This window comes from Duncaniella sp., assembly GCF_029054785.1.
In the GTDB taxonomy this organism is placed as follows: Bacteria; Bacteroidota; Bacteroidia; order Bacteroidales; family Muribaculaceae; genus Duncaniella.
In genome coordinates, this window is record NZ_JAIDEN010000119.1 from 1 (window position 1) to 5107 (window position 5107).

Below are 5107 nucleotides of genomic sequence, written 5' to 3' on the forward strand. Positions count from 1 at the left end.
ACCGTACTTCTCAAAGATTTCTACTTTTTCATCAGAGTTCAAGTGCATTGATACAGATGTTTAAAAGTGGTTAATGAATATAAATTGTCTCAAAAGAGCGCACAAAGGTAAGGATTATTTTTAACAATTCCAACCCGAAGGCGCTTTTTTAAGCTGTTTTTCGTTTTTTTTTGTGCCGTTTTTTTCAGGCCCCGGTTTTGTCGGGATGCTTGAGAATGCAAGGCAGACCGGAAGATCAGTCGAGGTTGAGATTGTCTTTCGCGGGGTTGCGGAAGTGGATCTTGTGGTCGAGATATTCCTGGGTGGCGATGAGGGTGGGTTTGGGCAGACGTTCGTAGAAACGTGAGATTTCGATCTGCTCGCGGTTTTCGGAGATTTCTTCGAGGTTGTCGCTGAGTGATGCGAATTCCTGAAGTTTCTTTTCGAGGTCGTGTTTCATCTCGCCGGCGATCTGGTTGGAACGCTTTGCGATGATGCAGACTGTTTCATAGACATTCCCGGTGTCTTCGCTCATTGAGATGAGGTCGCGGGTCTGAGTGTTGAGAGGTGCGTTGGTCTTCTTGTAGTCCATTATATCTCTGTTGTTTACGTTATTTCTGAATTTGTGGAGCGCCGGAGGGCTTATTCCTTGACGTAGCGCTGGGCGATTTTGTAGATGTTGTCGGCTTCCTCTCGGTTGGGGGTGTCGGGGTAGTTGTTGATGTAGGAGTAATACTCGTCGATCACCTCGCGGAAGCGGTCCGGTTTCTTCTCCTCGATGCTCTCACGTGCTTCCTGATAGCGCGCTTTGAGGATGAGGAGTTCGAGATCTTCCTTATATTTGGAATAGGGATAGTCCTTGATGGCGTTGCGCGCTACGATTACGGCGCTTTCGTAGTTGTTGCCCAGATAGGTTCCGAGGTTGTAATAGAGCTGGGCGTTTTCGAGCTGTTTGAGGGTCAGTTTGTCCTGGAGTTCGAAGATGGCATTCTGTGCGTTGGCCACTTTGTCGCTCTTGGGGAAGTAGTCGAGAAATGCCTGGAGCTCCTGAATGGCGTTGATCGTTCCGCTCTGGTCGAGCTGAGGCTCAGGGGAGTCAAGATAGTAGCCGTAGCCTGCATAGTAGCGGGCCAGTTCGGTGTATTTGCCTTTCGGGAAACGGGTGTAGTAGGTCTTGAAATATGAACCGGCTGTCTCGTAGTCCTTGTTCTCGTAGTTTGAAAGTGCGAGCAGATAGAGGGAGTCTTCCGCTTTTTCAGAGCCTTTGAACTGTGTGACGATGTCTTCAAGCACGGTTGCGGCCTGGGTATATTTCTTTTGCTCGAATGCGCGCTTGGCGTAGTCGAGTCTATAATCGGCGTCATGGCTTTTGAGCACCTTCTGATACTCGCCGCAAGAGGCGAGGAGCATCGCTGCGCCCAGCATGACTGCGTATTTTCTTAGGGGTTTGATCACGGCTGTTGGGTGGTCTGTGTTCAGTGAATGAATTGAGAGTTTATTTTCAACTTGCAAAATTAGCTATTTTTCCGCGATATTTCATAGCGTATCGCGAAAATTCTCCATAATTTTTAAAACAGTTTCACGATTGCGATGCGATTATTTGCGGAAAAGGCTTAATTTTGTGCCTCGGTTACCTCTTTTTATCCACAACCCGTCCATGAAATCACATTCGATCCGTTTCAATATCCTCCTCCTTGTCGCATCTCTTTTGGCCGGTCCGTTCAGCCTTTCGGCATCCGGACCTAAGCGGGAGATGCGAGGCGTGTGGCTCACCACCGTCTGGGGCATTGACTGGCCCTCGGTCACGGGTACTTCCCAGAAAGTGCGTCAGCGTCAGCAGGATGAGCTCAGAGCTTTGCTTGACAGATGTGAGGCAGCCAATCTGACCTCGGTTTTCTTTCAGGTCAGGGGCATGGCTGATGTGATGTATGAATCGCGTCTGGAGCCTTGGTCGGCTTTTGTCTCCGGGAAGCGTGGTCTTTCGCCGGGATGGGATCCTTTGAAATTCGCTGTCGAGGAGTGTCATCGCCGCGGCCTTGAATGCTATGCCTGGGTCAATCCGTTCAGATGGAGCGCGGGCACGGACTATGACAGCGCTCCTGACCGGCGGTGGAAAGAGTGCGGCTGGTTGTTGAGCTATGGCAAGTACACCGTATTTAATCCCGGCCTTGAGGCTGTCAGAGAGCACATTGTCGACATCTGCCGGGAAATCATAAGCAATTATAAGATTGACGGGCTGGTTTTTGACGATTATTTCTATCCCAACCGTATTCCGGAGGATTCTTCGGCGGCAGACTATGGCTTGTGGCAGTCGGAGTCTCCCTGGATGTCGTTCGGCGACTGGCGCAGGGCCAATGTGCACAAAACCGTTGCCGATGTCCATGCCCTGGTCTCGGATCTGCGTCCGGGAATGCGTTTCGGCATTTCGCCTGCCGGAATTGCAGGCAAGAACCACACATCGGCCCCGAAATGGGGCATGGAGGGCTGTGATGTCAAGGGGGATGACTGGCAGTATTCCGAGATCTATTCCGATCCGCTCGGATGGCTTTACCAGGGAACGGTCGATTTCATTTCGCCTCAGATCTACTGGCCTACGACCCATGCCGTAGCTCCTTATGAGCCGCTTGCCCGCTGGTGGAGCGAGGCCGCCAATCTCTATGGCCGCCATTTTTATGCGAGCATAACTCTCGCGCCGCTTGACAAGCGCAACACGGTCGAGGAGCGCAGCGAGCTTCTGCGTCAGGTCGATGCCAACCGCAGGTTCAGCCTTGACGGTGACCAGGGCACAGTCCTTTATAGCGCGAAGCATCTCCACAAGCTTGCGCCGGATCTGACGAAAACCCGTTTCGTCTCAAAGACGCTGACTCCGCAAGTGCGGCGCGCGAGTGTGACTGATCCTGTCGCCGCGCCGCGCGGCCTGAAGCTGAAAGACGGGCTTCTGTCCTGGCAGGACGAGGCTGTCTCTGCCGGGCTGAGGCGCTATGCTGTCTATTCTTTCCCTGAAAATCTGGGCCTCGACGAGCTGATGGAGGAAAACGGCGACGGCATCCGGGGCTGCTATCTTCTCGGTATTTCCTATGGCCGTGAGATGCGTGTCGGCAAGTCGGGCGGCAGGGCCTATGCTGTCACCGCTCTTGACGGCGATTCCTCGGAATCCGAACCGGCTTATCTGAAATAGCTCTCTGAGCTGAAGTAAGTTTCAGAAAAGGGTCTAACATACTTTTGCCATGCGTTCGCGGTGACGTGCGGTGTCCTGTGTCACATAGAAGCGGATCACGGCATAAATGATGCTTTGATTCGGGGTGAGCGTGTCTTCCGGATTCTGACCAAGAATGAATTCCATGCTCAGTGCGTTGCTGATCGGGGCGCGGTCGGCGCTTGACAGTGAATTGATCGTGTCGATGACGCGGGGCGAGATAATGACTGATGAGTTCATGGCAGGACTTGATTTTTTTGAGTGAGAGTAAGAGGGCGTTTTTTTGGACAACCTCTAAAATTTGAGTTGAGGGTGTGGGGGGAGAAGTGATATGCAAATGTATCACCTTGCATGGGCCTGAATCCTGCACATGTAAGTTAAAAGATATGTATTGACGTCTGTTTTTTTACGTCATCTGACATCTCATCTCACGTCATCTTCATGGTTTTCAGTCTGATCCCCGAAAAGCATCATATATTCCTGCTCGAAATTCGGGGTGAACACATCCTTCCCGATGGCATCGAGAATCTCGCTGCGCGACCAGAAGCGACCGCCGTCAAGTTCGTCGGAAGGCCTTGGTTCATAGTCGACCACGGTTTTGAACGCGTTGACAAGCTCCTTTTCGCGGCTCGATTCGAAGACATAGCGTTTCAGGAACTCAGGCTTGAAATCTCCGAGGCCAAGCTCTTCGGCGGCTTCACGCCTGAGCGCATGTTCAAGTTCTTCGCCATAGTCGATGTGGCCGCCGACGGCTGTGTCCCATTTGCCGGGCTGGATGTCCTTCCACTCAGGCCGTCTTTGCAGATAGAGGCCTCCGTTGCTGTCAAACACATGGAGGTGGACCACTGGGTGGAGCAGTCTGCTGCCAGAATGGCACTCGCCGCGGGTTGCCGAGCCGATCACATTGCCCTGCTCGTCGACCAAGGGGAAAATCTCTTTGGAATTGTCACATTTCATGTCTGATGGGGGTGGTTTATCGGACAAAAAACAACGCCGGTTTAGGCTTGGAATGTCAAGCGTAGACCGGCGTCATTTTTTTTGTGTCTGAATATTCGGTTGTTTTCAGTTCAATTGATTCTCAATTTTTCATAGCATTGCGGTGGAGCGTTTGATGAATTCGCTCAGATCGCGTCCGCGGAGAAGTCCGTTTGAAAGGAGGGCCAGATCAATTGCCTGCTTCACAACCGGTTTTTCGGCTGCATAGCGGCTGATCATCTCGTCCTTTTCCTTGCGGGTCTTTTCAACGCTGTCGGTCAGGCGCTGCTCTTCGGCTTTCTGCTCGTCGGTAGGCTTGTTGTCCTTGATTTCGGCGCGGAGGGCGGTGATCTTTTCGTTGTCGGCGTCGATCGAGGCGTTGAGTGGTGCGAGCTTTTCGGCGAGGGCCTTCTGGGCTTCGTCGAGAATACGGGCAACTACGGGCTGCGAGGTGTTGACGATCAGATTGTAGCTGTCAGGCAGTTCGGCATAGAAGCTCATGCCGGCCTGAGTTGCAGCCATGTCCTTCATTCGGCGCATGTATTCGTTCTGAGTGATCAGGATCGGGCTTGCGGCGGGATCGAGCGACTCGAACGACACGAGGAACTCGGCCTTGTCCACTGCCGGGATCTGGCTGCGGAAGAGCGGGGTCAGCAGCGAGATCTGGTCGGCGTTGAGTCCGCTGTCGGTGTTCTCTTCCTTCGGGATGAGTTTTTCTGCCACTTCGCTGTCAACGCGCACGAATCTGGTCTTCTCGATTTTGCTTTCGAGCATCGAGATGAAATGGCCGTCGAGCTGACCGTCCATGAGCAGCACATTGTAGCCCTTCTCGTTGGCCGCGTTGATGAAGCTGAACTGAGCGGTAGGATCGGTCGCATAGATGTAGACAACGCTGCCGTCTTTGTCCTGTAACTTATAAACAACAGACACTGCCGAAGAAGCTAGAATTATAGATCG

5 protein-coding genes and 1 pseudogene are annotated in these 5107 nt (G+C 52.5%); 1 reads left to right on the plus strand and 5 read right to left on the minus strand.

The window, feature by feature from the left end; translation table 11 throughout:
* Positions 1–235: 235 nt before the first annotated feature.
* Together K2H17_RS07735 and bamD are read right to left on the minus strand one after the other, a co-directional pair.
* The gene (locus K2H17_RS07735; protein ID WP_300133419.1) at positions 236–571 is read right to left on the minus strand and encodes a DNA-directed RNA polymerase subunit omega; all 336 of its coding nucleotides are present in this window, start codon (positions 569–571) and stop codon (positions 236–238) included.
* 50 nt (positions 572–621) lie between these two features.
* Positions 622–1434, minus strand: coding sequence for an outer membrane protein assembly factor BamD (gene bamD / locus K2H17_RS07740; protein ID WP_300133422.1), 813 nt, complete (start codon positions 1432–1434; stop codon positions 622–624).
* 202 nt (positions 1435–1636) lie between these two features.
* Here bamD and K2H17_RS07745 point away from each other — a divergent pair, with 202 nt between their 5' ends.
* Positions 1637–3157, plus strand: a complete 1521-nt coding sequence (locus tag K2H17_RS07745; protein WP_300133425.1) for a family 10 glycosylhydrolase — start codon at positions 1637–1639, stop codon at positions 3155–3157.
* 33 nt (positions 3158–3190) lie between these two features.
* On the opposite strand, the gene K2H17_RS07750 is transcribed toward K2H17_RS07745, so the two are convergent.
* From K2H17_RS07750 to K2H17_RS07760, 3 genes and pseudogenes are all read right to left on the minus strand, one after another.
* Positions 3191–3415, minus strand: coding sequence for a hypothetical protein (locus K2H17_RS07750; RefSeq protein ID WP_300133428.1), 225 nt, complete (start codon positions 3413–3415; stop codon positions 3191–3193).
* Positions 3416–3598: 183 nt separating this feature from the next.
* A complete protein-coding gene (locus tag K2H17_RS07755; protein WP_300133431.1) occupies positions 3599–4132 on the minus strand; it encodes an NUDIX domain-containing protein in 534 nt (177 codons plus the stop codon).
* A gap of 129 nt (positions 4133–4261) precedes the next feature.
* Positions 4262–5107, minus strand: a pseudogene (locus K2H17_RS07760) (molecular chaperone HtpG); the annotation flags it as partial.

Excerpts from the sequence above, each read along its gene's own strand:
- K2H17_RS07755 (WP_300133431.1), bottom strand. The coding sequence starts at position 4,132 with ATGAAATGTGACAATTCCAAAGAGATTTTCCCCTTGGTCGACGAGCAG.
- K2H17_RS07745 (WP_300133425.1), top strand. The coding sequence starts at position 1,637 with ATGAAATCACATTCGATCCGTTTCAATATCCTCCTCCTTGTCGCATCT.
- K2H17_RS07750 (WP_300133428.1), bottom strand. The coding sequence starts at position 3,415 with ATGAACTCATCAGTCATTATCTCGCCCCGCGTCATCGACACGATCAAT.
- K2H17_RS07735 (WP_300133419.1), bottom strand. The coding sequence starts at position 571 with ATGGACTACAAGAAGACCAACGCACCTCTCAACACTCAGACCCGCGAC.